The sequence below is a fragment of the Stenotrophomonas sp. SMYL8 genome (assembly GCF_036320065.1).
Taxonomy (GTDB): domain Bacteria; phylum Pseudomonadota; class Gammaproteobacteria; order Xanthomonadales; family Xanthomonadaceae; genus Stenotrophomonas; species Stenotrophomonas maltophilia_A.
This window is the reverse complement of sequence record NZ_JAWIRR010000013.1, coordinates 36,390-57,883: the sequence shown is the minus strand read 5'-3', so window position 1 is coordinate 57,883 and position 21,494 is coordinate 36,390. Positions and strand designations below refer to the sequence as shown.

Below are 21,494 nucleotides of genomic sequence, written 5' to 3'. Positions count from 1 at the left end.
CCGGCGGCGGCTTCCCCCTCACGAGGCAAGAATCCATGAACTCTCATCAGAACAAGATCGCGCTGGTCACCGGCGCCACCCGCGGCATCGGCGCCGAGACCGTGCGCCAGCTGGCCCAGGCCGGCGTGCATACGCTGCTGGCCGGCCGCAAGCGCGAGACCGCCGTAGAGCAGGCGCTGAAGCTGCAGGCCGAGGGCCTGCCGGTGGAAGCCATCCAGCTGGACGTGACCGATGCCGCCAGCATCGCCGAAGCGGTCGAGCAGGTACGCCAGCGCCATGGGCGCCTGGACATCCTGGTCAACAACGCCGGCATCATGATCGAGAACCCGGCGCAGGCGCCGTCCGAACAGTCGCTGGATACCTGGAAGCGCACTTTCGACACCAACGTGTACGCACTGGTTGCGGTGACCCAGGCCTTCCTGCCACTGGTCAGGCAGGCCAAGTCCGGGCGCATCGTCAACGTTTCGAGCATGCTCGGCTCGCAGACCCTGCACGCTGATCCGACCTCGGGCATCTACGATTTCAAGATCCCCGCGTACAACGCCTCCAAGGCAGCGGTGAACAGCTGGACGCTGGCACTGGCGCATGAACTGCGCAGCACCCAGATCAAGGTCAATACCGTGCATCCGGGTTACGTGAAAACCGATATGAACGGCGGACACGGCGAGATCGAGATCAGCGAAGGCGCGCGCTCCAGCGTGCAGATGGCACTGATCGGCCATGAAGGCCCGAACGGCAGCTTCACTTACCTGGGCGAGGTGCTGCCATGGTGATCCGTACGTTGGCGATGGCGGTCTCCTGTCTGGTGCTGGCAGGCTGTGTCAGCGTCGGCCCGAACTACAAGGCCCCGGTGCAGGAACCGGTGGTGCTGCAGGGGGCGCAGCAGCCGGTGTTCAGCACCACCTCGCCGGTGGCGAGCTGGTGGGCGCAGTTCGATGATCCGGTGTTGGAAGAACTGGTTCACGGCGCACTTTCGGACAACCTGGACCTGCGCGTGGCCGTGGCCCGCGTCAGCCAGGCCCGCGCGGTGTTCGTCGAAAGCCGCTTCGACCAGGCGCCCCACGTTACCGCGGGCGGCAGCTACGATCGCCGCAAGCAACCCGATCCGCAGCTGGGTGGGCAGCGGGTGTTCAGTGAAAGCTACCAGCTCGGCTTCGATGCGGGCTGGGAGCTGGATCTGTTCGGCCGCAAGCGCCGTGCTGCAGAAGCCGCGCGTGCCGACCTCGACGCCGAGCAGGCCAACCTGGCCGACGCACAGGTACTGATCGCCGCCGAAGTGGCACGCAACTACTTCGAGCTGCGCGGCACACAGAAGCGCATCGCCGTGGCCCAGCACACCCTGGTCAATCTGCGCGAGACGCAGAAGCTGACCGAGGCACGCTGGGAGCTGGGCGCCGGCAGCGAGCTGGACGTGCAGAGCAGTCGTGCCCGGCTGAAGGCGATCGAGGCCGACATTCCGCTGCTGGAAGTGGCCGAAACGCAGTCGCGCAACCGCCTGGCGGTTCTGCTGGGCCAGCGTCCGGAAACGCTGACCGCCATGCTTGCGCCGCACGAAGTGCCGGCATTCGCCAAGGCGCTGCCGCTGGGCGATACCCGCGAGCTGCTGCGCCAACGCGCCGACGTGCGCGTGGCCGAGCGTCGTCTTGCCGCCGCTACCGCGCGGGTGGGCGTGGCCACGGCGGATCTGTTCCCGCGGCTGTCGCTGTCCGGATTCGTCGGCTTCCTCGGTGGCGATGCCAGTGGCCTGGTCAATGGCAACAACAAGGCCTGGTCGCTGACGCCGTCGCTGAGCTGGGCGGCCTTCGATTTCGGCACCGTACGTGCACGCCTGCGTGCCAGCAAGGCCGAGGCCGAAGGCGTGGCAGCACAGTATGAGCAGACGGTGCTGCTGGCACTGGAAGACACCGAGAACGCGCTGACCCGCTATTCCAAGCAGCAGGCGCGGCTGGCGATCGTGGTCGAGCAGGCGCAGGCGGCACGCCGTGCCGAGTCGCTGGCGCAGATCCGCTATCGCGAGGGCTCGGAGGACTTCCTGACCCTGCTGGATGCGCAGCGTACGCAGCTGGCAGCCGATGATGCGTTGGCCGCGGCCGAGTCCGAGGTCAACGTCAGCGTGGTGGGGGTGTACAAGGCGCTGGGTGGTTGGGGTCAATCACCGCAGCCGGCGAGTGTGGCGCAGGTGCAGTAACCGCAGGGGGCGGAAGCAGCGGCTTCCGTCCCTTTCTTCTTTCAGGGCCAGTGATTGGCTGGTATCTCGCGCTCGCGCATGCGCACGATGCAGAAACGATGGCCGGTCGGTGCTTCCATCACCCACCAGCGTTTGATGAAGCCTATCCGGCGCGCGCCGAGCTTCTCCAGGCGGTCGGCCTCGGCGTCGATGTCGTCACTCTCGATGTCCAGGTGCACCCGTGAAGGGTGATTGACGCGTTGCACCTCCACGTTCAGGCCTGCGGGCGCGCCCTGCAGGTCGGCGTACTCGGCGCCGTCTTCGGCATAGGCGGGCTGCGCCTGCAGGCCGAGCGCGGCGGACCAGAAGCGGGCACCTTCGTCGGCGGGAATGCCCTCGCAATCGATGATGAAACCGGCCAGGCGGCTCTGGTGTGCCATGCCTTCCTCCACAGTTCGGGAACGAGGCCAGGGTAGCGCGGTGTGTGCTGTGGACGTTGTCACAGTCGTGACGTTTCTGACTCTGCCGGAAGCCGTGTCCGCCGTGTAACTAGTGGGGCAGATTCCAGGGAGTAAAGACGATGAGTGATGACAGGCGGGATACCCAGCGCATGCTGTTTGGCGACCCGGGGCCACCCGGCGCGGGCCTTTCGGTGGCGGTCGTTGTGCTGCTGGTGCTGGCGACGATGGCCGCTGCGATCGGTTTCCTGCGACTGCCTGATCCGATGCTGGGGCTGGGCCTGATCGGCGTTGCCGTGTTCCTTGCTGTCGGCGCCCGCATCTGCCAGGCGCGCAACCAGCACCAGGCGTTGTACCGGCTGTTGTCGCGGCAGCCGCCGCGGTAGCCACGGCTGCCGCAGAGATTCAGTGCTTCGGCCAGTCCAGCTCGACCACCAGCGGGAAGTGATCCGACGGCAGCACGCCGTCGATGCGGCGGTCATCGGTGAGGAAACTGCGGGCATGGAAGCCGCGCACCAGCACCCAGTCCAGCTGCACGGTGGCCTTGCCGGTGAAGTCGTGGAAGGTCAGGCGTGGTCCCTGCGGTGCCTTCACCTGCGTGCGTGTGTCCTGCAGCAGGCGGGTGAACGCCTTGTAGGTGTCACCGCCGGGCTCGCTGTTGAAGTCACCGGTCAGGACCACCGGCAGGTCGGCAGGCAGGGCTTGCAGGTGCTTGCCGATCAGCTCGGCACCCTTCACCCGGCGCGGTTCGTCCTCGTCGCGGTAGGGAAGGTGGGTATTCATGAAGTAGAAACGGCGGCCATCATCCAGGCGCCGGAACAGGGCCCAGGTGACCATGCGCGGGTACAGGTTGCCCCAGGTGATGCTGCCGGGTACTTCGGGCGTATCGGATAACCAGAAGTTGCCGGATTCCTCGATGGCCAGCACCTTGCTGTCGTAGAACACGCCCATGTGTTCATCGCCGCTGCCACCGCGGCGGCCTTCACCGAACCAGCGGTAGCCGGGCAGATGCCCGGACAGGAAGTCGGCCTGTTCCTTCACCAGCTCCTGCGTGCCAATCACGGCCGGGTGTGCATCGAGGATGACCTTGACCATGGCATCGCGACGGTCCGGCCAGCGCTTGCCCGGTTCGGTATCGGCCGGGGTACGGACATTGAACGACATCACTTTCAGTGGCGCCGGCGCAGCAGCCCAGGCGACGGCGGGCAGAGCAAGCGCCAGCAGCGCACACAGCGCAGGGCGACGGAAACGCGACAACATCGTGGAATTCCTCCATTCCATGAAAACGGTTTCATGAAGCATGCCATGGACGGTGGGGTCGGCGATATGCCGGGATGGGCGGATGGAAGACGCCGGGCGGGCGGTGAAGGTCCCGCCCGGCGGATCGCGCGGGCGCGATCAGGGGTCGTAGATCATCCCGTTCTCGTCACGGTTGTAATGACTGGTGACTTCGCGGGTGCCGTCGTCGTAGACCACGTACGACGTGCAGCGCTGGTGGAACACGTTGCCAGCGATGCGGAAGGGCACACACTCTTCCTGGACCTCGATGACCTCGGCAGCCGTTGTGGTGGCGACGGGGGCCAGCATCAGCACGGCCAGCACGGTGGCAAGCGAACACACCGATACGCCTTTATGCAGTCTCATTCCCACACTCCTTGTCGATGAGGATTACATCAGATACGGGTTGCCGTATTCGTCGATCCAGTACTCGGTGAGGAAAATCTCGCCGTCCGCATCGGGCATGGTCACGACGCAATGCTGGTGGATGCGGTAGCGCTCCACTTCAAATGGTTCGCAGCGCGTCACGCTGCCGGGTGGGCTGGTAACCCCGGCATTGGCGTTGCCGCTCGACATCATTCCAGCGAAGGCCACGGCCAGTGCGGCCATCGAGGCCAGGTGCAGTTTCATGGGCATCATCCTTGTGTCTGCAATCGCGCATCTGCGCGGTGTCGTGCAACTACCCCCGGGTAGAGCATGCACCCGAGCGGCAGCTGCTGCATGCGCGCCGGCCCGGCGGGCGGCCCGGCGCAGTCCCCTGCCGGCTCAGTCGCGCAGGTAAGGGTTGCCGTACTCGTCGATCCAGTACTCGGCTTCGTACACGTTGCCGAACTCATCGGTGTAGGTTTCCGTGCAGTGCTGGTGGACCCGGTTGTGGTCCACTTTCACCGGCACGCACGAAACATTTTCTTTCGGTCCCCCGGCATTGGCGTCCGCCACCGGAGCCAGGGTTGCCGTTGCCATCACCAACGCGGCCATCGCGGCCAGTTGCAGTTTCATAAGCATCGTCCTTGCTTTCTGCAATCGCGCACATGCGCATGGCGTGTGTAACACGCGAACCAGAGCGCCGGAAGTGTCTTGCCCGGATCAGTCCTCGATCTCGCCGCGCCGACTGGCAGCACGCACCGCCTGCGCGGTGGTTGCCACGCCCAGGCGCTGGCGCGCGCGTCGCAGATGATTCTCCACCGTACGGGCGGAAAGCCCCAGCGTGGCCGCGATTTCCGCCTGGCGACGGCCGGCGGCCACCCAGCGCAGCACCTCGCGTTCGCGCGTGCTCAACGCACTTCCGGAAAGCTCGGTGGGCGTCTCGGAAAGCCGGCGTGCGGCACGGAATGCTGCAGCTGCAGCAGCATCCAGCAGCAGTCGCGCGCTGGCCGATGCATCGATCGCTGTCCCGGCAAAACTGATCGCGCCTTCCAGCCCTGTGGTGCCGAACACCGGCACCTGCAGACCGTGCAGGCCTTCACCACGTGGCTGCTTTACCACCTGATAGCGTTCGCCGCGAACGCCCTGGCGCTTGCTCCAGAAGAACGGCGCGTCACTGTCCAGAACGTGGCGATTGACCGGACAGGCGTGCAGGTAGCGCGCGAGGTCGGTAGTGCTGCCGTCGCCGAACCAGTCGCCCTCGATCCAGTACACGCGCTGGGTACCGCGTTCCAACCCCGTGCCGGTGGCGAACACCAGCACGCGGTCGTAGCCCAGCGGTGCAGAGATGCCGCGTAGTACCGCGCCCACCGCACTCAGTGAGCGGGCGCGTTCCAGTTCCAGCAACGCCTGCACCAGATCGCTCACGCCAGTCAGCGCCCGGCCAATGCGTCGAGCAGCGTGCGCGCGGCCAGCTTGCCCAGCGAATTGCCGGCCAGCGGGCTGTCGCCGGTCAGCAACAGGCGGTCCTGCAGCACGCTGCCATCGATGCCGTCGTTGACGATCTGCACGCCCTGCTGCGCCAGGCGCTCACCGAAGAACCACGGCAGCTGCCCGGGCATGTAGCCGATCTCCGGCGTCTGCCGGTCCATCGCATCGGGGAAGGCACAGATGCGGTAGCCGCGGAACAGCGAACCACCGTCGGCCTCGTCAACGCCTGTGGCCAGCAATGCGGCCGGGCCGTGGCAGAGGGTGATGATGTGACGTTGCTCGGCCATCGCCCAGTGCAGGGCCGCCTTTACCGCGCGACTCTGCGGCAGTCCGATGAGGGCGCCGTGGCCACCGGGAATGAACACGGCTGCATAGTCCGACGCGGCATCGAGGCCTGCCACCACCTCATCCAACGGCAGTGGCTGGCGGAAGCGGGCTTCGTAGCGGTCGTACAGTCCGCCGATCTCCTTGTCCTCATGCGGGAACGCCCACCACTCGAACTTGGCGGCGTTGCCGGACAGCGTCGCCACATCGATGTCGAAGCCGGCCTTGTCCAGGTGGTACATCGGCAGCAGGGTTTCCACCGGATGGTTGCCGGTGGAGAACAGGTGGCCGTTGGCGGTGGGCAGATAGCGTTCGTCCGCAGCGATCATCAGCACCTTCCAGCGGCCATCGCGGCGAGCGTCGGGATAGTCGGCGCCGGACAGGTCGCTCTTCGCCGATGTGAACTGTGACAGCGAGTACGGCGACGGGAAGAAGGCGTCGCGCTCGGCCGGATCGGGGCTGGGGTGGCGGCTGGGCTCTTGCGTGTTCATGCGGACCTCCAGTGGGGTAGTAGAGCCAGCATAGAAGGGCGGATGCGTACAGGCGATGAGGGTTTTCCCCTCATTCGCGCGACGTTGCCACCTGTTGGCGCCAGGCATTCGGGCTCATACCGAAGGCGCGGCGGAAAGCACGACTGAATGCCGGTTCGGAGAGATACCCGACGTCTCCGGCGATCTGAGAAACCCGCCGGTTTCCGCTGCGCAGCAGCTCTGCGGCCAGTTGCAGCCGCGATCCAGCGAGATAGCGCATGGGTGACATGCCAGTGGCCAGGCTGAACCGCTGCGCGAAATTCGAGCGCGATTGATTCAGGCTTGCCGCCAGAGACTCGACCGTCCATGCCTGTGCGGGGTGTGCCTGCATCAACGCCAGTGCCCGCCCTATCAATGGGTCGGCCAGCGCATGCAGACGCTGGCAGTTGTGTGGACTGGAGGTTCCCAGCCAGTAGCGCAGCGTCCAGACAAACAACAGGTCGAGCAGGCGTGACAGCATAAGCCCACTGCCCAGGGTGGGCCGGGCCGCTTCAACCTGGATCGCGCCCAGGGTAACCGCCACCCAATCGGCCGAGCTGGCGGGAAATCCGTTTGGCATCCGGTCCACCCCGGGGACATGCAGCCAGCCGGGCAGGGCATCAAGCAGCAACTGGCTGCCTGGGCCGTCAAATCCAAAGGATGCCGTGGTCAGATGGACGGGCTGCAGAGCTTCGCCGGCACAGTCGATGCGATGTGTCCGGCCATGCGGCATCAACAGCAGCTCGCCGGCCTGCAGTGGCACGACCGCTGCATCCGCATGCAGACGTGCCGTGCCCTGTTCGATGAAATGGAAGCAGCCGCGCCCCTCGGTAATGATGCGGGTTCCATCGGGCTGCACGACGTGGCGGGTGATGTCGCCGCCGTGCATGCGCGAGGACTGGAAGATCGCAAACAAGGCATCGGATCCGGCCTGGAGCGATTCGGTGGTGTGGAGCCTTGGCATGGTTTTCAGGAGTCCGTGCATCGCCGCTGGCAGAGGCGATCCGTAGTCTGGTCGGGTGGCTTCAGGCAGCGCTGGTGGCTGTCGGGCAACGATCCCATCCAAGTGAGGAGTTCTGCAAGATGAGCAAGCCAAGCATCGTTCTGGTTCATGGTTTCTGGGGGGGCGCCGCGCATTGGTCCAAGGTGATCCTGGAGCTCGATCGCCGGGGTTTCCACGACCTGCATGCCGTGGAACTGCCATTGACGTCGCTGGCCGACGACGCAGAGCGAACCCGGCGCATGATCCGCCAGATCCCGGGGCCGGTGCTGCTGGTCGGTCATTCCTATGGTGGCGCGGTGATCTCCGAAGCCGGAAACGAACCCAACGTGACCGGCCTGGTGTTCATCGCCGCGTTCGCGCCGGATGCGGGTGAGAGTCCCGGTGGCATTACCGAGCAACAGCTGCCGCAGGCGGCGGCCAATCTGGCGCCGGACAGCGACGGCTATCTGTGGCTGCAGCCCGGCAAATTTCACGAGAGTTTCTGCCAGGACCTGCAGGCCGACGAGGCGCGGGTGATGGCGGTCACGCAGAAGGCGCCGATGGCGAGCACGTTCGGTGATGCCGTCAGTGACCCGGCGTGGCGACACAAGCCGAGCTGGTACCAGGTCTCCAGCGCTGACCACATGATCCACCCTGACAACCAGCGGCGCATGGCGGCGCGCATGCAGCCACGTGCCAGCATTACGCTGGACGCCAGTCATGCTTCGTTGGCATCGCAGCCGGTAGCGGTGGCCGAACTGATCACCGACGCTGCGGCCCACGGACAAGGCTGAGTACGCCGGTCATGCCTCAGTGGCGGTGTCCCGGCCCGCCAGAGCACTGCTGCCGTGATGCCGCCACGCTTGCGTTACTTGTTCTGCCGGTCGTGCTCCTGCATGTCTTCATGCAGGATCCGCCGCAGTTCGACGATGGCTGGCGTGGCTTCCTGCACGCTGTGCCCGGACACGATCACCTTCTCCGAATCCGCGTGCGGAAGGTGCGAGCTCCAGTAGGGCACCAGCCCGTCGTCGGTCTTTTCCAGCGGACCATCTGCCTTGGCGCGCGCGATGATCGAGTGGTAACGCACCTTCGGTGCCATCGGCAGGTCGGCCACGGCGCGCACGAAGGGATCGTCCTTGTCCAGGTTCTGGATGCTGTTCATCTGGTAGCCGTGCTTGCCGTCGTTGCGATCGATCTTGCCGTCGTTGGCGATGGTGGCCACGTCCTCCAGGACGGTCAGTGGCAGCCGTACCAGGCGGCCGATCCAGCGGCCGAGGCGGGTGCTCGCCACATCGGTACCGCGGTGCGGCGTGGCAATGAATACCACGCGAGATACTTCCGGTTCCGGCAGGAAGGTCAGCACCGGCGCGCCCTTGGTGCGCAGCAGCTCCTGCTGCGCAGGCGTCATCTGTGCGGTCGCCAGCAGGGTCTCTACCAGGTGGTCGCCGGAAGAAGACACCATCAGCCGTGAGATCACCCCACCCATGCTGTGCCCGACCAGCACCATGTCATGAGAGGCCTGCGCCTTGCCGCTGGGGTCGAAGTGCTTGAACACCTCATCCAGCGTGTGGCGCATCGCATCGTGGCTCATCGCGATGGGCATGTTGGTCGGGTAGTAGAACTGCCAGACCTGGAAGTCCTGGCGGATCTCGTCGTCGCGCATCAGCTCGTTGGCGACGTTGACCCAGGCTTCCGGGCTGCTGGCCAGGCCATGGATCATCAGCAGCACGCGGCGGTTCGGGTCGTAGGGCTGCATCATGTATAGATGCGGCGTGTCGATGCCGCCCTTGCCACCGAACAGCGAACGCAGCGATTGGTGGCTGAAATTGGAGCGCGCCAGCCACAGTGCGTAGCCTGCGGTGAAGTTCGCGGCCAATGGCACCTGCTGCCCATGCAGGGTGACTTCCGTGACCTGGTAGGGATCGTGGATCTCCAGTTCCGGCTCGTCGTCGTGCAGTACTTCCCACAGGTTCTTTCCGGAGAAGCGCAGCAGCACCGTCATCGATGGCGACGGCATCTCGCTCCAGCTCTGCGTGACGGGCGTGGTGGCCTGCGCGGCGGCTGTGGTGGCCGGCGGCGTGGTGGCCGTAGTGGCGGCTGGATCATCCATCACGGCCACCAGTTCGGCACCGAAGCCATCGCGGCGATGCACGCTGCGCAGCGTGCCGGTGAACGACAGCGAGGCTGCCGGTACCAGTTCGGTGGGCGTACGCGTATCCAGCGGTGATGCTTGGCCCGACGGCGCCAGCACGAACGTCCAGCGGCCCAGCTGGAAGTGGCTGGCTTCACCATGCACGCGCCCGGTGGCATAGGCGTTGTACAACTGTACCGAGGCTTCCTGCACGGCCAGGTTGTAGTAGTCGCGCACCTGGGTCTGGCGGTCTTCGAAACCGCGCTGGTTGGCCGTGCGCTCGGTGAAGAACAGGTAGGCGTAGGCCTGCCGCGCGACCTGCATCCACGCGTCCAGGCGCGGCTGGAAGTCCGCATCCAGTTCGGTGATCGCGCTCTTGGCACGGCCCGACGTGGAGTACTCGCGCTTGGGCGCGGGCAAGGTCATCGCATACTGCAGCCACAGTTCGGCCAGGCTTGAGCGCTTGTCCTCCTCGCGCACCACGATGCTGCCTTCCATCGCCTCGATGCAGGGCAGGCCTGGCTTGGCGCAGACGCCTTCGTCGAGGCCGGCGACGCGCAGCGTCTCCATGGTGGCCGAACTGAGCTTGCCGGTGGTCAGGATGTCGCCGCGTTTCAGGGCGATGTACTGGCCGGGGGTGACCGAGGCCACCTGCACCGACGGCCCGAACTGGCGCAACGTCGCGCAGCCGCCCAGGGTGAGCAGCACGGTGATGATGAGGGTCGTGCGGCCGATGAAGCCCAAGCCCGTGGTTGCCATACGATCCTCCTGCGCGGTGGCGCCACTCTAGCGGTCGGCATGTCAAAGCGGAAGATACCGGGCGGTCGGTTTGGAGCGCGGAAATGCCGCCAACCGGGCGATTCAGGCATTTCCGTGTGACACTGGGGTGAACAGGATGAATGCGGGGCTGCGATGCGATGGCTTGAGACCCGTGTTCCTCCGCCTCTTGTGATGCTGTTGTGCGCCGCCATCGGCTATATGGTCAGCCGATGGCAGCCGGGCGCGGCGCTGCAGCTACCCGTGCCGGAGTTGCTGGCGGGTCTGGTGATGGCCTTCGGCGTGGTATTGAACCTGCTGCCGAAGCTGGCCTTCCGGCGCGTGGGCACCACGGTCAACCCCCTGCGGCCAGCGACGTCGAGCGTGCTGGTCACGCACGGCGTGTACCGCTACACGCGCAACCCGATGTACCTGGGCCAGGCCACTGTCCTGGCAGGTGCCATGCTGTACCTGCAGAACCTGACCGCACTGCTGGCCGTGCCGCTGTTCGTGCTGTACATCAACCGATGGCAGATCATGCCGGAAGAGCGGGCACTGTCGGCCCGCTTTCCCGAGGCATACGCAGCCTTCCGCCAGCGCGTACGGCGCTGGCTCTAGCGCGGGTCAGGCCGTCACGGTGTGATCTGGCATTTCACGGCAGCGGAATAACCTTCGTAATCGTCACCGGCAATCACGTGCAGGGTGTGGTGCTTGTCGATGCGCTTCACGTAGGACGGTGCTTCGGTGTTGGCGTATTCGTTGACCGTGGTCACCGACCAGGTCTTGGCCAGGCGCTTCGGGTCGACACCGTTCAAGTAGACGAAGATGCTCTTCTCGCCCTCGGCGACATTCACGTCGGCATGGGTGACGGTACCGCCGAACAGGGCGACCGGCGTGGTTTCCGGCTCGAACGTGCCACCAGGCTTCCTGGCCAGGCCGGCTGCCTGCAGGGCATCGATAGCCTCGGCTTCGCTGAAGGTCGAGCCTGCCTTGCAGGCCAGCAGGGCTTCGAGTGTTGCGGTCCCGGGCGGCGCGATGGCGGGTGCAACCGCGTGCGCAGCCGGGGTCGCGGCAAAAGCAGCCAGGAGCAGAGCAGAGGTGATGATCACGGTTCTCATCGCAGGTCCTTCTGTAGGTAGTGGGCAGCAACGCGGACGGAGGATGCCGCCTCATTGTGCGATGTTCCAGTCAGTGCCGCGTGCAGCAATGGATCATGGCACGCCCCGGCCTCCGTCGTCCGATTCAAGCAAGACGGCGCCGTCGCCGCGTTGTGACAACTGGTCGCCAGGGTTTCGCAACGGACAGTCCTTCAGTGACAGGCAACCACAGCCGATGCATCCGTCAAGCTGGTCGCGCAGCTGGACCAGGCTGCGGATGCGCTCGTTCAGCATGTCGCGCCAGTTGCTGGACAGCCTTGCCCAGTCCTTCGAACTGGGCGCCCGTTCGGCTGGAAGATCATCCAGCGCGATCTTGATCGTGGCCAAGGGAACGCCTGCCCGCTGTGCGACCTTGATCACGGCAATGCGTCGCAGCACGTCGCGGCGGTAGCGGCGCTGGTTGCCGTTGTTGCGCCAGCCATGGATCAGTCCCTTGGCTTCATAGAAGTGCACGGTGGCAATGCTGACCCCGCTGCGACGCGCGACTTCGCCCACGGAAAGCGGAACGCTGACATCGATCTTCATGGCCGGGGTTCCTTGACCTCATCAATACATGAGGTTTTATAAGGCAGTTCCCTTTTTCCTGCATGTCAACCGTGGGCTGCAGGTCATGAATCATAGGTTTGAACGAAAATGGAACAGCAAGGCATCGCCGTCCCCGGCACCCGCTGGGGCGATCTCCTGTCCGGCCGCAATGCAGTGCGCTCACTTGCCCTGGCGGGCGGGGTCGCACTGCATGCGGTCAACGTCTACATCGCCACCACCATGTTGCCAACCGTGGTGGAGGACATCGGTGGCCTGGATCTCTACGCATGGAACACCACGCTCTTCGTGGTCGCGTCCATCCTGGGTTCGGCACTGTCGATCAAGCTGCTTGAACGTGCCGGGCCTCGTGGAAGCTATGCACTGGCGACGCTCATCTTCGCAGCCGGTGCCGTGATCTGCGCGCTCGCGACCTCGATGCCGATGATGCTGGTGGGGCGACTGGTGCAGGGTGTCGGCGGCGGCTTCCTGTTCGCACTGGCCTACGCCATGATCCGGCTCGCGTTCGAAGAGCCGCTCTGGCCCCGCGCGATGGCCCTGGTTTCGGGGATGTGGGGCGTGGCGACGTTGATCGGACCTGCGGTGGGCGGCGTCTTCGCCGAATGGGGCGTATGGCGGGCCGCATTCTGGTCGGTCACCGCGGTTGCCGTGTTGTTCGCGCTGCTGGCGTCGAACGTCCTTCCGCAGAGGGAGGCATCGTCTTCAGCTGCGGCCAGGTCCTCGGTCCCGTGGCTGCAGATCCTGCTGCTGACCCTGGCCGTCATCAGCGTCTCCCTTGGCAGTACATCCTCGAGCGCAGTCAACAATTTCGTTGGCATCGTGATGGCCGTGTTCCTCGCAGTGGTGCTGGTGAGGATCGAGTCCCGCGCGAAGCAGACGCTGCTTCCTTCCGGCGCTCTCCGGCTCCGCTCGCGGCTGGCCGCGTTGTATGGGCTGATGTCGCTGCTGGTGGTGATGATCACCAGCGGCGAGGTCTTCGTGCCACTGTTCCTGCAGGTGCTGCATCAGCAATCACCGCTTGCTGCGGGCTACCTCGCGGCGCTGATGGCGGCCGGTTGGACGCTCGGGTCGTTGGTCGGCTCCGGCTTCAGCGGGCGCGCCGTTGACCGGGCGTTGATGATCGGCCCGGCGCTGGGGTGGGTGGGCATGATCGGGCTGGCGCTGCGGGTGCCGGCTGCGGGCAGCGGTACGTGGTTGCAGATGGTCCCGATCTGCGTGGCGCTGGCCGTCATCGGGATCGGCGTGGGCCTGGCCTGGCCTCACCTGCTGACACGCGTGTTGACCTCTGCACCGCCGGAGGAACAGGAGCGCGCCGGTGCGTCGATCACCACCGTCCAGCTGTTCGCCACCGCGGCCGGGGCAGCGCTTGCCGGCATGGTCGCCAATGCCGCGGGATTGATCGATCCGGGTGGAGCCGAGGGAACCGCCCATGCGGCCCGGTGGCTGTTTGCCACATTCGCCCTGGCGCCGATGCTGGGCATGCTGCTGGTGAAGTGGTGCCGCCTGTAGGTGGACGTGAACTGAGGAACGGAGGAGGGCGCAGCGACCTTGCCGGGCCGCTGCGCCATACCATCAGTTGCTGGCTGCCTTCACGGCTTCGGCCGCGTCAATGATGCCTGGCCCGCAGCCACCCGGGCAGTTCGCTGCGGCGATCGGGTGCGCAGTGCGACGCAGGATGTCCTTGACCTGGTCGGTGGTCTTTGGCACCGGCGCCACCGCTTGCATCAGCGCGACGATGCCAGCGACGTGAGGCGCCGCCATCGAGGTGCCGGACATGAAGTCGAAGGCGTTGTTACCCACCGTGGACAGGATGCCCTGCGTCGGATGCTGACGGGTCGGGGCGCAGTTGGCCTGGTTAGGTGGCGTGGCCAGCGGCAGGAACTCGCCGACGGACGCGCGGCAGGACCAGGTTTCACCACCGGGTGCGGTGATGTGGATGCCTGCGCCATAGTTGGAGTAGAACGCGCGTCGCCCGCCCTGATCGTTGGCAGCCACCGCGATCACGCCCTTGCAGTTCGCCGGGGCGAACTCGGACACATCCAGATTGCTGTTGCCGGCGGCGACCACCACGATGGTGCCCTGCGCGGTGATGTCGTCGATTGCATCCTGCTCGGCCGGCGAGCAGGCACGGCGGCCGCCCAGGCTGAGATTGATGACTTCGGCCGGGTTCGCATTGGCCGGGACGTTGGGCACGTTGATGCCGGCACTCCAGAGCATGCCATCGATGATGTCGGCGGAACCGCCATTGCCCTGGTTGCCGAGTACGCGCACCGGCACGACCTTCGCGTTGTAGGCCACGCCGGCCACTCCGATCTGGTTGTTGGTCACCGCAGCGACCGTTCCAGCGACGTGGGTGCCGTGTGCGATGCCCGAGGCATCGAAGGCATCGGCGTCGCGTCCATCGCCATCGTCGGAGCCGCCACAGCCGGGATTCATTCCGCCGATGATGCATTGCCAATCACTGAACGGACGGGTCGACGAGATCATGTCGTAGCCCGGCAGCAGGTTGGCCTGCAGGTCGTTGTTGTTGAGGTAGCCCGAATCGACCACAGCCACCACCACGCCCTGGCCAGTGGAGCGATCCCACGCGCCGGGCAGGCGCGCACCACTGGTCGGATTGCTGTAGTGCCACTGCTCGCCGTAGCGTGGGTCGTTCGGTGTGGCGAATGCGCTCATCATGTAGTTCGGCTGCACATACTCGACGTCCGGATCGTCGGCGATGCGCTGCATCAGGATCTGCGCTTCCGGGAGGTCCAGTGGCTTGTCCGTGGTGACCACGTCGGCCCCGCCGCCCATGCGGCGTTGATGGGTTACGGACGCGGCTGCTGGCGGTGCGTTGCCGATCGAACGCTTGCTGCGCTGCTGGACGCCGAGGCGCTTCTTCAGCGCATCCTGCGCGGTGGTGGCGGAGACGCGCTTGCTGCTGCCGTCCCGGTACTTGACGATGAAACTGCTGTACTGCTCGTTGCTGGCCATGCCTCGCGTCCATACCCGTTCGGTGGGTTGGGCGAAGGCGGGGGCGCTGGCCAGGACCAGGGTGATGGCGCTGGCAAGGGAAACCCGAAGCGACGTACGCATGGATACAGTTCCTTTGTGGAAGATGTGTCGAACAGGCCGTGCCCTTCGGGCTCGGCTTGGATGTGAAGGGTGCAGGTGTCCCGTGGTCTCCTTTTGATGGCGACCAAGGACGAACGGCTTCGCGGACACATCCCCCCCAAGGAGAGGGTGGGAAATTTCTGAAGTGGTTTAGTGATGTCGAAAGCGAGAGAAGATGGCGGTTGCCGACATTGCTTGACGGCATCGGACCGCGATTGCGCCGGGGCGTCGAACTTCGCAGCGGCGTAGAGCAGCCAATAAAAAAGCCCGGAAACCCACGCTGGTGGAATTTCCGGGCTTCTCCGGTCCTTGACGAACCGTTCGTTGGTGGGGTGGGCCCTACCGCAAGGTGAACGTAAGTTGTTGATGGAGCTAGTGGTTAGTGGTGGTGCTCGATAGCGATACCCCCAGTCATACCCCCATTCTATGCGGCCTTGGCGGGTTCAATTCCATTCCGCTCCGCCACCCGCGCAGCCTGCCAGGCGTCCACCTCAGCCTCGATCCAGCCTACCGCGTTGCCACCGAGCGGCACAGGCGCAGGGAAGGTTCCAGCGCTGATCCGGTCGTAGATTGTGGTCTTGCCCAAACCCGTGCGGCGCTTGACCTCGGGCATCTTGATGAAAACGAGCGGCTCGGTAGCCATGGTTTCCTCCTTCAGATCGACGCCAGCGCCGCGCGCTGAGTCTTGGGTTTGCGCTCGGCCAGGCCGAGCTGGAACTGCAGGACGTTGTCGACCGCCGCGGGCTCCGCTGCCGGTCGCGCGCTGCGCGCCGGGCGGTTGAGCCGGCGCCATGCCGCAATGGCCGCATCGGGGTCGGCGTGCTTGCTGGTCGACCTGCAGGCGCACTCGACGAGGTGGCCACCGCCGGCGGACGCACAGCGCTTGTCATGGATGTGGCGCGCGCGGTGGCCGGCGGCGCAGTTCGGCAACCCTTCCGGGTGGCTGATATGTTCCTGGGTCATGGCTTGTTGCACTCCTCGATGTGGGCCTGGAGCTTTTCCAGGAGGAAGGCGGCTTGCGCTGCACGGTGGCGGCGGTCGTAGGTGTTGAGGTTGGCCGGCGCATCCCTGAGCCACTCCAGTGGCTCGACCAGCCATTTCGGATCGAACGGGAGTAGGGTGCGCGGGTCGACCTTCCTGTCGGGCGGGAAACAGTCCGGGCCGGCCCAGTCCTCGCTCTCGCCGCAGCGGACACACACGCGCTGCTGGAAGTCGTGGATCTTCTCGGGCTGGATGACGCGCGGGGTTTCCCACAGAGCGCGCACGACCCAGCCGCGCTTCGCGGCGTGATAGAAGTGCTCAGGGGTGGCAGTCACCCAGCACCCGGGCCCCACGTCGTTCTTGTTGCGGTACTCCCAGCGCACGGGTGGTTGCGAGTACAGCTCCTGCAGGAGGGTGTCGCTCCACTCGCGAACCTGGTCGGCAGAGATTGGCGCGCCGGCGGCGCCCAGGCGGCGCATGGTGGTGATGACCGCGGCGACAGGCGACGATGCCTTGGTGGCCTCGACAACGGTGGCCGGGGAAATGGGCAGTGGTGCGGTCATACGAACAGGTCCAGTTGGGCCGGCAGTGCCGGTGCGCGCGGCGGTGCCGGCAGCGGGGCGGGGGCAGTGGCGCGGATGCGCGCGCGCTGTGCAGCGTTGAAGGCGAACCAGAAGCCGAGGCCGTGTCGGCGCGCCCGGCACTCGCTGAGGAACACCCGGGCGGTGTGGATCGCCTGTGCAGTAGTGGACGGCTGGTCAGCCATGGGGCGGCTCCTTCCACTCCACCAGCGCCTGATCGCCACGCACGTACAGCGGGTGCCGGGGATAGCCCTGCTTGGTGGTTCCCAGGCACCACAGGCGAGCGCCGGCCTGCCGCATGATTTCTGCAACTGCGGCGCTGCGGCCCACTGCCATGGAATGGGCGCCCCAGGCACACACCACGTCGCCGTATTCGCGGGCGAGCCGCCGCAGCCAGTCATCGTTGAGAGGTCCGATTGGATCTGCGTGCACCAGCAGCTGCGACGGATCGGTCGAGCGAAGGGCGAAGAGGTTGGCGACGGTCAGGCCGTTGCAACCCCATGCCTTGGCGAAGCCCCGGCAGCGGCGAATGGTCGGGTCGTCCACCTCGGCATCGGCCGTGCTGGGGTTCAGCATCAGGAACAAGGCCGTGCCACGGTCGGGGCGCGCAACCTCGCTCGGACGCGTGAGCACGTAGCGGTAATTGCCACAGTCGCTGATGACGGCAGTTTGCACTTCAATGTCCTCTCTATGGGGACCGGTAGAATGGGCGGCCGAGAACGAAGTGGACCTGTTTTGGCTGCGAAGTCCGGGTGCAGCGGTGAGCAGCTGGTCAGCCATGGGCCTGCCCTCCGAAGATCAGGAGTAAGCAGTCCACCGGGCTGTTGTGCCCGTTCCCGTTGTGGTCGGGAAGTTCAAACTTGGGTCGGCCAAGGAAGAATCGGGTTCGTGCCCCAAGCTGCAGCGCGTGATGGAACCAGCCGACGTTGGTCCGGGCTGGGACCAAGAACACGGCCAGATCAGCCCACGGAGCTTGGTCAACGAACGGGCGGATGTTCGACCATGGCGGGTTGCAGAACACGCGGTGGCCTGTCCAGCTGATTGGCGCATCGGCGGTAGATGCCAGGGGCAGCAGACCATTCCCCGGCTCGCTGGCGCCGTCCAGCGTGAACTGGAATTCGGCATGCAGGGCGTCGAAGATGCCGCTAGGGGTGCGCCAGTTCTGGTGACGGCCCTTCCCATACCAATCGATGTACGCGCCGCCGTCAGCCATTGCCCACCGCCTGACTGTCGCCCTGACCGTTGTTCTCCGCGTAGTGCGGCATGTTGTCGTAGCCGCAGTCGTTGCACTCCCAGCCCGTGTCGAGGCTGGGCGATCCGCAGCGCAGGCAGCGCTGGTCGTCGTCATCCACGCCGCCGATATGCAGTTGCTCAACCACGGGACACCTCCACCTGGCTGTCGATCAGGGCCAGCGCTTCCGCAATGCCCTTGATGTAGGGGAGGTCGCCGTCGAAAACGAGGGCGATCCCACACACGGCATCGCGGATGGCATCCAGGTCCACGGCCTGCGCGGGCCGGGCGGCGTCGTACTCGGCAAGCGCAGCTCGCAGTTCATCCCCAATGCCGCGCAGGGCGTACCACTCAGCGCCGGAATCAGTCTCGAAGTCGAGGCAGTATCCCTGCGCCTCCAGCTCTGCATGGCGTCGATCCCACCATGCTCGCCCTGTGCCGTCCCCATCACGCTGGTAGCTCAGTTCAACCGACTCCGGCAGCGCGGCGCGCTCCCGCAACAGGCGCATCAGCTTTTCGCTCACCGACTCCCCCACCGGCTGGCGGTCGCCCTTCTCGATGCAGAATTCCGTTGCTTCGCCCAGAGCAACGCTATCCGGTTGCTTGGACGGCTGGCGGGCGGTGAGTGCTTCTATTGCGACTTCGAGCGCCTCATAAACGTCACACCAGCGAGGCCGCAGTCCTTGCCTTGGGCTGCTGCGCAGATAGGTGAGGTACTGACGAAGAAAAGTTGCAGCCTTTTCGCTTCGGCTATCCCCCTGACCACCCGGGGAGGGCTGGGCGGCGCGTAGCTCAGCAATCGCGGCAAGGATCGGCTCAGCGCCACCCTGTTCGGGATCGCAGCCAAGTTCCCGAGAGACCTCGGCCAGCGCGGCGCAGGCGTCTACAAACATGCGCTCGTAGTTCAGCCCACCAGGTTCAGTCAGGGAGGGCTGGGCGGAGAGGGCGGCGCGGATCACGGCAACGTGGCGGTCCACCGTTTCTGTGTCGTCGCTACAGAACGCAGCCAGATCATCCAGAGCCTTCAGCGCATCCTGACCACCCGGGGAGGGCTGGGCGGAGAGGGTTGGCGGATTCTCGATCAGAACGTGTCGAACTGCACCTATCAACGGGAACTGCTGCATCGCGGCCCGCAGTCGTTCGGTGAACTCGCCCGGGCTCTCTACGAACGGCCAAGTTCGCTCGGCCTGATCCCCCAGCCTCACCCTCCCACCGGGCTGCGCGTCCGCCAGGGTCTTGTTGTCGTTGCTCATGCCTGCATGTCCTTGCTGTTGGTGGAGCGCGCGCTGTGCGCGGCGAGGTGTTCCCAGCGTTCGGCTTCGCCCACGTAGTACTCGTGTCGTTCCTGGCGGACGGTGGCGGTGAACTGCACGTCGGTCAGTGCGCGCTCGGCAGCGGCGCGGTTGGCGGCTGCCATACGGGCTGGGTCGTGGTCGAAGATGTCGAGCTGGTTACGCACGCTGGACTCCTGGAATGGGTTACCGGCGAGTGGAAGTCCGGCCGGCGCGGAGCCCGGTCACCCGGGCGGGCGGTTGCTCAGTGGGTGTCGTCAGCGGCCAGTGGCGCGCGCTGCCGCTCGGCGGTGCGGCGCTGCATTTCGGCCTTGAAGGCTGGCCAGGTGGTCTGGAGGTCTTCCCAGCAGCGCCATGCGAAGAACACGGCACCGATGGCGCAGGCGAGGGCGACGGGTTCGACCTGGTTGCGCAGCGCCCAGGAGAGCGTGGCGAGCAGCAGGCCGACGACGACGGCGCAGAAGAAGGGCAGGGCCAGGTGGCGCATTACTCGGCTTCCCGGCTCAGGCGGTAGTCGGCGAAGCGATGTGCCTTCCAGCCGTCCACGCGGTAGTACTGGCCCGGCTCGACCTTGGCCACCCAAGCTGCGAGCAAAGCGTCTAGTTCGGCGCGCTGCTCGGCGGTGGCGCCGCTGAGGAAGTCGTCGCCGGATTCGCCGATTTCGTCGCTCAGTCGTTCCTGGGCCAGATCGCAGAACTGATCCGCCGTGAGCAGCGCTCCCGTATCGATGACCTCGGTTTCGCCGATAGACACTTCGGTCACGTCTTGGCCGCAGGTATCGAATGCGTCTTTGATGGCTTCGTCGATGGACCCAAACGGGCCATGCCAGATTTCTTCGTCTTGCGACCAGCTGTAGGTGGGCTTATCCATTGCTCTGCTCCTGTGGGATGACTGCCATGCGGGTGATCGTTCCGTCGGCTGCGACCTCGGCCACGACGGTTGTGTCGCTGCCGGTGGCCAGATCGAGGCCGATACGGATTGGCGGGGTGATGGGCGGGATGCCGACGGTCATGGCGGCGAAGAAGTCGGGGTCGGTCATGAGGAGACGCCAGTGGCCTTCTTGATGGCAGCCTGCATTGCGTCGAGTACGCTGCTGGGTTCGTCGGCTTTGACGACGTTGTGGCGATAGAACGACTCCGCCATCTTCAGAGCGGCAAGCAGCTCGGGCGCGGCAGCGATAAGGCGGGCGTTGGCTTCGCTCGGTTCTTGGGTCGCTGGATCGATGATGTCCGAGGCGATTGCTACGTCGTCGGCAACGCCGCGATTCAGCACGTAGTACTCATCGATCACGAATCCAGACGGGCCTCCGTGGCCACCGTGGCAGACCTCCCACGGCGCCGGGGTATGCTTCGCAGCGGTCACGCGGCACCGCCTTTGACGCGGGCGAGCGCAATGGCGCGCCGGCCCCAGGCTTCCCGCGCCGCCTCGAACGATTCGTGATCGCTCGGCGAGTTGAGCCACCGGTCACGCGCTTGGTCGTAGTCGTCATCGGCTGCGACCAGCGCATCAATGGCCTCGGCCGCTTCCTGCAGCGCGTCGGCGTAGCGACGGGTGTCCGCGCCGTCGTCAGCTGCTCCGTGGAGCGCGCTCACCGCGTGGCGGATGGCCGGGATCTTGGAGGGGGCGCTCATGCAGCACCTGCCTGTGCGCGCGCTGCGCTGCGGACGGCAGCGACCGCGCCTGCAGCGCTCTGGCCATGACGCAGGACGGCGTTGGCCGCGATGCTGGAGGCGATGACAACCTGGTAGGGGAGGAGGCCCCAGCGGCGACCGGCGCGGGCGACGATGCCTGCGGCAGCAGCGGCGCGCTGAGCGTTGGAGTGGTTGGCGTGGGCGGCGCTCATGCGGCTGCTGCCTGCTGGAGAGCCAGCGGCTTGGAGCGGGCGATGGTGGCGACCTCGGTCGCGCCCTCGTCAATCGCGTCGGCGCATTCGGCCAGGTGTTCGGCCAGTTCGCGAGCCTCGGCCGAGGTCAGGCTGAGCAGGGAGGCATCGCCGACCTTAACGACAATGGTCCCTGCACCGGGCCGTGCTTCGGCGCGGGCTGTGCCGCGGCTGGTGGTGGTGATCGCGGCCATGGCTCAGCACTCCTGCCCGAAGAGGCGCTGGCCGAAGCCGATGCCTGCACCGATGGCGAAGACGAAGATGGCGTAGAC

34 protein-coding genes are annotated in these 21,494 nt (G+C 65.9%); 6 read left to right on the top strand and 28 right to left on the bottom strand.

Translation table 11 applies throughout. The features are described 5' to 3' along the window. Positions 1-35: 35 nt before the first annotated feature. The gene (locus V3B25_RS12260) at positions 36-773 is read left to right on the top strand and encodes an SDR family oxidoreductase (protein ID WP_012510730.1); all 738 of its coding nucleotides are present in this window, start codon (positions 36-38) and stop codon (positions 771-773) included. Next, a complete protein-coding gene (locus V3B25_RS12255) occupies positions 767-2,188 on the top strand; it encodes an efflux transporter outer membrane subunit (RefSeq protein WP_329810774.1) in 1,422 nt (473 codons plus the stop codon). Before V3B25_RS12260 ends, V3B25_RS12255 begins: the two co-directional genes overlap by 7 nt. Positions 2,189-2,229: 41 nt before the next feature. Here the strand turns inward: V3B25_RS12255 and V3B25_RS12250 are convergent, their stop codons facing one another. Next, on the bottom strand, positions 2,230-2,607 hold the full coding sequence (locus V3B25_RS12250; protein ID WP_049400330.1) for a VOC family protein: 378 nt from the start codon (positions 2,605-2,607) through the stop codon (positions 2,230-2,232). A 140-nt stretch (positions 2,608-2,747) separates the two neighbouring features. Here V3B25_RS12250 and V3B25_RS12245 point away from each other — a divergent pair, with 140 nt between their 5' ends. Then, complete coding sequence (locus tag V3B25_RS12245) at positions 2,748-3,011, top strand: hypothetical protein (RefSeq protein WP_329810773.1); 264 nt, start codon at positions 2,748-2,750, stop codon at positions 3,009-3,011. Positions 3,012-3,030: 19 nt separating this feature from the next. Here V3B25_RS12245 and V3B25_RS12240 read toward each other — a convergent pair whose 3' ends face one another. The 7 genes from V3B25_RS12240 to V3B25_RS12210 form a co-directional block, all read right to left on the bottom strand. Continuing rightward, entirely contained in the window at positions 3,031-3,885 is an 855-nt protein-coding gene (locus tag V3B25_RS12240) for an endonuclease/exonuclease/phosphatase family protein (protein WP_329810772.1), read from the bottom strand. A gap of 138 nt (positions 3,886-4,023) precedes the next feature. Further along, positions 4,024-4,269 (bottom strand): hypothetical protein, encoded by a 246-nt coding sequence (locus tag V3B25_RS12235; RefSeq protein WP_121503703.1) that lies wholly within the window; start codon positions 4,267-4,269, stop codon positions 4,024-4,026. Positions 4,270-4,293: 24 nt separating this feature from the next. After that, positions 4,294-4,533, bottom strand: coding sequence for a hypothetical protein (locus V3B25_RS12230; RefSeq protein WP_329810771.1), 240 nt, complete (start codon positions 4,531-4,533; stop codon positions 4,294-4,296). A gap of 135 nt (positions 4,534-4,668) precedes the next feature. Next, entirely contained in the window at positions 4,669-4,902 is a 234-nt protein-coding gene (locus V3B25_RS12225) for a hypothetical protein (protein WP_032128272.1), read from the bottom strand. A gap of 87 nt (positions 4,903-4,989) precedes the next feature. Beyond that, positions 4,990-5,694: a PA1136 family autoinducer-binding transcriptional regulator gene (locus V3B25_RS12220; RefSeq protein ID WP_049423583.1), complete on the bottom strand. Its 705-nt coding sequence runs from the start codon at positions 5,692-5,694 to the stop codon at positions 4,990-4,992. Between the two features lie 5 nt (positions 5,695-5,699). Then, entirely contained in the window at positions 5,700-6,572 is an 873-nt protein-coding gene (hchA, locus tag V3B25_RS12215; protein WP_329810770.1) for a glyoxalase III HchA, read from the bottom strand. 70 nt (positions 6,573-6,642) lie between these two features. Beyond that, positions 6,643-7,575 (bottom strand): AraC family transcriptional regulator, encoded by a 933-nt coding sequence (locus V3B25_RS12210; RefSeq protein WP_329810769.1) that lies wholly within the window; start codon positions 7,573-7,575, stop codon positions 6,643-6,645. Positions 7,576-7,673: 98 nt separating this feature from the next. On the opposite strand from V3B25_RS12210, the gene V3B25_RS12205 reads away from it, so the two are divergent. Continuing rightward, positions 7,674-8,366 (top strand): alpha/beta hydrolase, encoded by a 693-nt coding sequence (locus tag V3B25_RS12205; RefSeq protein ID WP_125895148.1) that lies wholly within the window; start codon positions 7,674-7,676, stop codon positions 8,364-8,366. A gap of 74 nt (positions 8,367-8,440) precedes the next feature. Here V3B25_RS12205 and V3B25_RS12200 read toward each other — a convergent pair whose 3' ends face one another. Further along, positions 8,441-10,462: an alpha/beta fold hydrolase gene (locus tag V3B25_RS12200; protein WP_032128277.1), complete on the bottom strand. Its 2,022-nt coding sequence runs from the start codon at positions 10,460-10,462 to the stop codon at positions 8,441-8,443. Positions 10,463-10,615: 153 nt separating this feature from the next. Here V3B25_RS12200 and V3B25_RS12195 point away from each other — a divergent pair, with 153 nt between their 5' ends. Further along, positions 10,616-11,077, top strand: coding sequence for an isoprenylcysteine carboxylmethyltransferase family protein (locus tag V3B25_RS12195; RefSeq protein WP_329810767.1), 462 nt, complete (start codon positions 10,616-10,618; stop codon positions 11,075-11,077). Positions 11,078-11,091: 14 nt separating this feature from the next. On the opposite strand, the gene V3B25_RS12190 is transcribed toward V3B25_RS12195, so the two are convergent. Beyond that, positions 11,092-11,577: a hypothetical protein gene (locus V3B25_RS12190; RefSeq protein WP_329810766.1), complete on the bottom strand. Its 486-nt coding sequence runs from the start codon at positions 11,575-11,577 to the stop codon at positions 11,092-11,094. A 93-nt stretch (positions 11,578-11,670) separates the two neighbouring features. After that, on the bottom strand, positions 11,671-12,141 hold the full coding sequence (soxR, locus tag V3B25_RS12185) for a redox-sensitive transcriptional activator SoxR (protein WP_329810765.1): 471 nt from the start codon (positions 12,139-12,141) through the stop codon (positions 11,671-11,673). A gap of 108 nt (positions 12,142-12,249) precedes the next feature. On the opposite strand from soxR, the gene V3B25_RS12180 reads away from it, so the two are divergent. After that, complete coding sequence (locus tag V3B25_RS12180) at positions 12,250-13,668, top strand: MFS transporter (protein ID WP_329810764.1); 1,419 nt, start codon at positions 12,250-12,252, stop codon at positions 13,666-13,668. Positions 13,669-13,731: 63 nt separating this feature from the next. On the opposite strand, the gene V3B25_RS12175 is transcribed toward V3B25_RS12180, so the two are convergent. The 17 genes from V3B25_RS12175 to V3B25_RS12095 all read right to left on the bottom strand — a co-directional run bounded on the left by V3B25_RS12175 (position 13,732) and on the right by V3B25_RS12095 (position 21,416). After that, positions 13,732-15,237, bottom strand: coding sequence for a S8 family serine peptidase (locus V3B25_RS12175; RefSeq protein ID WP_329810763.1), 1,506 nt, complete (start codon positions 15,235-15,237; stop codon positions 13,732-13,734). A gap of 442 nt (positions 15,238-15,679) precedes the next feature. Continuing rightward, positions 15,680-15,898 carry an AlpA family transcriptional regulator gene (locus tag V3B25_RS12170; RefSeq protein WP_049459583.1) on the bottom strand — a complete coding sequence of 73 codons (219 nt, stop codon included), beginning with the start codon at positions 15,896-15,898 and terminating at the stop codon, positions 15,680-15,682. Positions 15,899-15,909: 11 nt separating this feature from the next. Further along, complete coding sequence (locus V3B25_RS12165; protein ID WP_329810762.1) at positions 15,910-16,218, bottom strand: hypothetical protein; 309 nt, start codon at positions 16,216-16,218, stop codon at positions 15,910-15,912. After that, a complete protein-coding gene (locus V3B25_RS12160; protein ID WP_329810761.1) occupies positions 16,215-16,799 on the bottom strand; it encodes a hypothetical protein in 585 nt (194 codons plus the stop codon). Before V3B25_RS12160 ends, V3B25_RS12165 begins: the two co-directional genes overlap by 4 nt. Beyond that, positions 16,796-17,002: a hypothetical protein gene (locus V3B25_RS12155; RefSeq protein ID WP_329810760.1), complete on the bottom strand. Its 207-nt coding sequence runs from the start codon at positions 17,000-17,002 to the stop codon at positions 16,796-16,798. Before V3B25_RS12155 ends, V3B25_RS12160 begins: the two co-directional genes overlap by 4 nt. After that, complete coding sequence (locus V3B25_RS12150) at positions 16,995-17,597, bottom strand: DUF1643 domain-containing protein (protein ID WP_329810759.1); 603 nt, start codon at positions 17,595-17,597, stop codon at positions 16,995-16,997. Before V3B25_RS12150 ends, V3B25_RS12155 begins: the two co-directional genes overlap by 8 nt. Next, complete coding sequence (locus V3B25_RS12145; RefSeq protein ID WP_329810758.1) at positions 17,590-18,030, bottom strand: DNA N-6-adenine-methyltransferase; 441 nt, start codon at positions 18,028-18,030, stop codon at positions 17,590-17,592. Before V3B25_RS12145 ends, V3B25_RS12150 begins: the two co-directional genes overlap by 8 nt. Further along, on the bottom strand, positions 18,023-18,196 hold the full coding sequence (locus V3B25_RS12140) for a hypothetical protein (protein ID WP_329810757.1): 174 nt from the start codon (positions 18,194-18,196) through the stop codon (positions 18,023-18,025). The genes V3B25_RS12145 and V3B25_RS12140 overlap by 8 nt, the downstream gene beginning before the upstream one ends. Next, positions 18,189-19,301, bottom strand: coding sequence for a hypothetical protein (locus tag V3B25_RS12135; RefSeq protein WP_329810756.1), 1,113 nt, complete (start codon positions 19,299-19,301; stop codon positions 18,189-18,191). The genes V3B25_RS12140 and V3B25_RS12135 overlap by 8 nt, the downstream gene beginning before the upstream one ends. Beyond that, positions 19,298-19,507: a hypothetical protein gene (locus V3B25_RS12130; protein ID WP_107432075.1), complete on the bottom strand. Its 210-nt coding sequence runs from the start codon at positions 19,505-19,507 to the stop codon at positions 19,298-19,300. The genes V3B25_RS12135 and V3B25_RS12130 overlap by 4 nt, the downstream gene beginning before the upstream one ends. Before the next feature lie 77 nt (positions 19,508-19,584). Then, positions 19,585-19,827, bottom strand: a complete 243-nt coding sequence (locus V3B25_RS12125) for a hypothetical protein (protein WP_329810755.1) — start codon at positions 19,825-19,827, stop codon at positions 19,585-19,587. Continuing rightward, complete coding sequence (locus V3B25_RS12120) at positions 19,827-20,210, bottom strand: hypothetical protein (protein WP_329810754.1); 384 nt, start codon at positions 20,208-20,210, stop codon at positions 19,827-19,829. Before V3B25_RS12120 ends, V3B25_RS12125 begins: the two co-directional genes overlap by 1 nt. Then, complete coding sequence (locus V3B25_RS12115) at positions 20,203-20,379, bottom strand: hypothetical protein (RefSeq protein ID WP_329810753.1); 177 nt, start codon at positions 20,377-20,379, stop codon at positions 20,203-20,205. The genes V3B25_RS12120 and V3B25_RS12115 overlap by 8 nt, the downstream gene beginning before the upstream one ends. After that, positions 20,376-20,702 (bottom strand): hypothetical protein, encoded by a 327-nt coding sequence (locus V3B25_RS12110; RefSeq protein WP_164088804.1) that lies wholly within the window; start codon positions 20,700-20,702, stop codon positions 20,376-20,378. Before V3B25_RS12110 ends, V3B25_RS12115 begins: the two co-directional genes overlap by 4 nt. Continuing rightward, the gene (locus tag V3B25_RS12105; protein ID WP_180859081.1) at positions 20,699-20,971 is read right to left on the bottom strand and encodes a hypothetical protein; all 273 of its coding nucleotides are present in this window, start codon (positions 20,969-20,971) and stop codon (positions 20,699-20,701) included. The genes V3B25_RS12110 and V3B25_RS12105 overlap by 4 nt, the downstream gene beginning before the upstream one ends. Beyond that, complete coding sequence (locus V3B25_RS12100) at positions 20,968-21,183, bottom strand: hypothetical protein (protein WP_329810752.1); 216 nt, start codon at positions 21,181-21,183, stop codon at positions 20,968-20,970. Before V3B25_RS12100 ends, V3B25_RS12105 begins: the two co-directional genes overlap by 4 nt. Next, entirely contained in the window at positions 21,180-21,416 is a 237-nt protein-coding gene (locus V3B25_RS12095) for a hypothetical protein (RefSeq protein WP_329810751.1), read from the bottom strand. The genes V3B25_RS12100 and V3B25_RS12095 overlap by 4 nt, the downstream gene beginning before the upstream one ends. Between the last annotated feature and the right edge of the window lie 78 nt (positions 21,417-21,494).

Coding starts and splice junctions, on each gene's coding strand:
- V3B25_RS12260 (WP_012510730.1), top strand. CDS start 36: ATGAACTCTCATCAGAACAAGATCGCGCTGGTCACCGGCGCCACCCGC.
- V3B25_RS12255 (WP_329810774.1), top strand. CDS start 767: ATGGTGATCCGTACGTTGGCGATGGCGGTCTCCTGTCTGGTGCTGGCA.
- V3B25_RS12250 (WP_049400330.1), bottom strand. CDS start 2,607: ATGGCACACCAGAGCCGCCTGGCCGGTTTCATCATCGATTGCGAGGGC.
- V3B25_RS12245 (WP_329810773.1), top strand. CDS start 2,748: ATGAGTGATGACAGGCGGGATACCCAGCGCATGCTGTTTGGCGACCCG.
- V3B25_RS12240 (WP_329810772.1), bottom strand. CDS start 3,885: ATGTTGTCGCGTTTCCGTCGCCCTGCGCTGTGTGCGCTGCTGGCGCTT.
- V3B25_RS12235 (WP_121503703.1), bottom strand. CDS start 4,269: ATGAGACTGCATAAAGGCGTATCGGTGTGTTCGCTTGCCACCGTGCTG.
- V3B25_RS12230 (WP_329810771.1), bottom strand. CDS start 4,533: ATGAAACTGCACCTGGCCTCGATGGCCGCACTGGCCGTGGCCTTCGCT.
- V3B25_RS12225 (WP_032128272.1), bottom strand. CDS start 4,902: ATGAAACTGCAACTGGCCGCGATGGCCGCGTTGGTGATGGCAACGGCA.
- hchA (WP_329810770.1), bottom strand. CDS start 6,572: ATGAACACGCAAGAGCCCAGCCGCCACCCCAGCCCCGATCCGGCCGAG.
- V3B25_RS12210 (WP_329810769.1), bottom strand. CDS start 7,575: ATGCACGGACTCCTGAAAACCATGCCAAGGCTCCACACCACCGAATCG.
- V3B25_RS12205 (WP_125895148.1), top strand. CDS start 7,674: ATGAGCAAGCCAAGCATCGTTCTGGTTCATGGTTTCTGGGGGGGCGCC.
- V3B25_RS12200 (WP_032128277.1), bottom strand. CDS start 10,462: ATGGCAACCACGGGCTTGGGCTTCATCGGCCGCACGACCCTCATCATC.
- V3B25_RS12195 (WP_329810767.1), top strand. CDS start 10,616: ATGCGATGGCTTGAGACCCGTGTTCCTCCGCCTCTTGTGATGCTGTTG.
- V3B25_RS12190 (WP_329810766.1), bottom strand. CDS start 11,577: ATGAGAACCGTGATCATCACCTCTGCTCTGCTCCTGGCTGCTTTTGCC.
- soxR (WP_329810765.1), bottom strand. CDS start 12,141: ATGAAGATCGATGTCAGCGTTCCGCTTTCCGTGGGCGAAGTCGCGCGT.
- V3B25_RS12180 (WP_329810764.1), top strand. CDS start 12,250: ATGGAACAGCAAGGCATCGCCGTCCCCGGCACCCGCTGGGGCGATCTC.
- V3B25_RS12175 (WP_329810763.1), bottom strand. CDS start 15,237: ATGCGTACGTCGCTTCGGGTTTCCCTTGCCAGCGCCATCACCCTGGTC.
- V3B25_RS12170 (WP_049459583.1), bottom strand. CDS start 15,898: ATGGCTACCGAGCCGCTCGTTTTCATCAAGATGCCCGAGGTCAAGCGC.
- V3B25_RS12165 (WP_329810762.1), bottom strand. CDS start 16,218: ATGACCCAGGAACATATCAGCCACCCGGAAGGGTTGCCGAACTGCGCC.
- V3B25_RS12160 (WP_329810761.1), bottom strand. CDS start 16,799: ATGACCGCACCACTGCCCATTTCCCCGGCCACCGTTGTCGAGGCCACC.
- V3B25_RS12155 (WP_329810760.1), bottom strand. CDS start 17,002: ATGGCTGACCAGCCGTCCACTACTGCACAGGCGATCCACACCGCCCGG.
- V3B25_RS12150 (WP_329810759.1), bottom strand. CDS start 17,597: ATGGCTGACCAGCTGCTCACCGCTGCACCCGGACTTCGCAGCCAAAAC.
- V3B25_RS12145 (WP_329810758.1), bottom strand. CDS start 18,030: ATGGCTGACGGCGGCGCGTACATCGATTGGTATGGGAAGGGCCGTCAC.
- V3B25_RS12135 (WP_329810756.1), bottom strand. CDS start 19,301: ATGAGCAACGACAACAAGACCCTGGCGGACGCGCAGCCCGGTGGGAGG.
- V3B25_RS12125 (WP_329810755.1), bottom strand. CDS start 19,827: ATGCGCCACCTGGCCCTGCCCTTCTTCTGCGCCGTCGTCGTCGGCCTG.
- V3B25_RS12120 (WP_329810754.1), bottom strand. CDS start 20,210: ATGGATAAGCCCACCTACAGCTGGTCGCAAGACGAAGAAATCTGGCAT.
- V3B25_RS12115 (WP_329810753.1), bottom strand. CDS start 20,379: ATGACCGACCCCGACTTCTTCGCCGCCATGACCGTCGGCATCCCGCCC.
- V3B25_RS12105 (WP_180859081.1), bottom strand. CDS start 20,971: ATGAGCGCCCCCTCCAAGATCCCGGCCATCCGCCACGCGGTGAGCGCG.
- V3B25_RS12100 (WP_329810752.1), bottom strand. CDS start 21,183: ATGAGCGCCGCCCACGCCAACCACTCCAACGCTCAGCGCGCCGCTGCT.
- V3B25_RS12095 (WP_329810751.1), bottom strand. CDS start 21,416: ATGGCCGCGATCACCACCACCAGCCGCGGCACAGCCCGCGCCGAAGCA.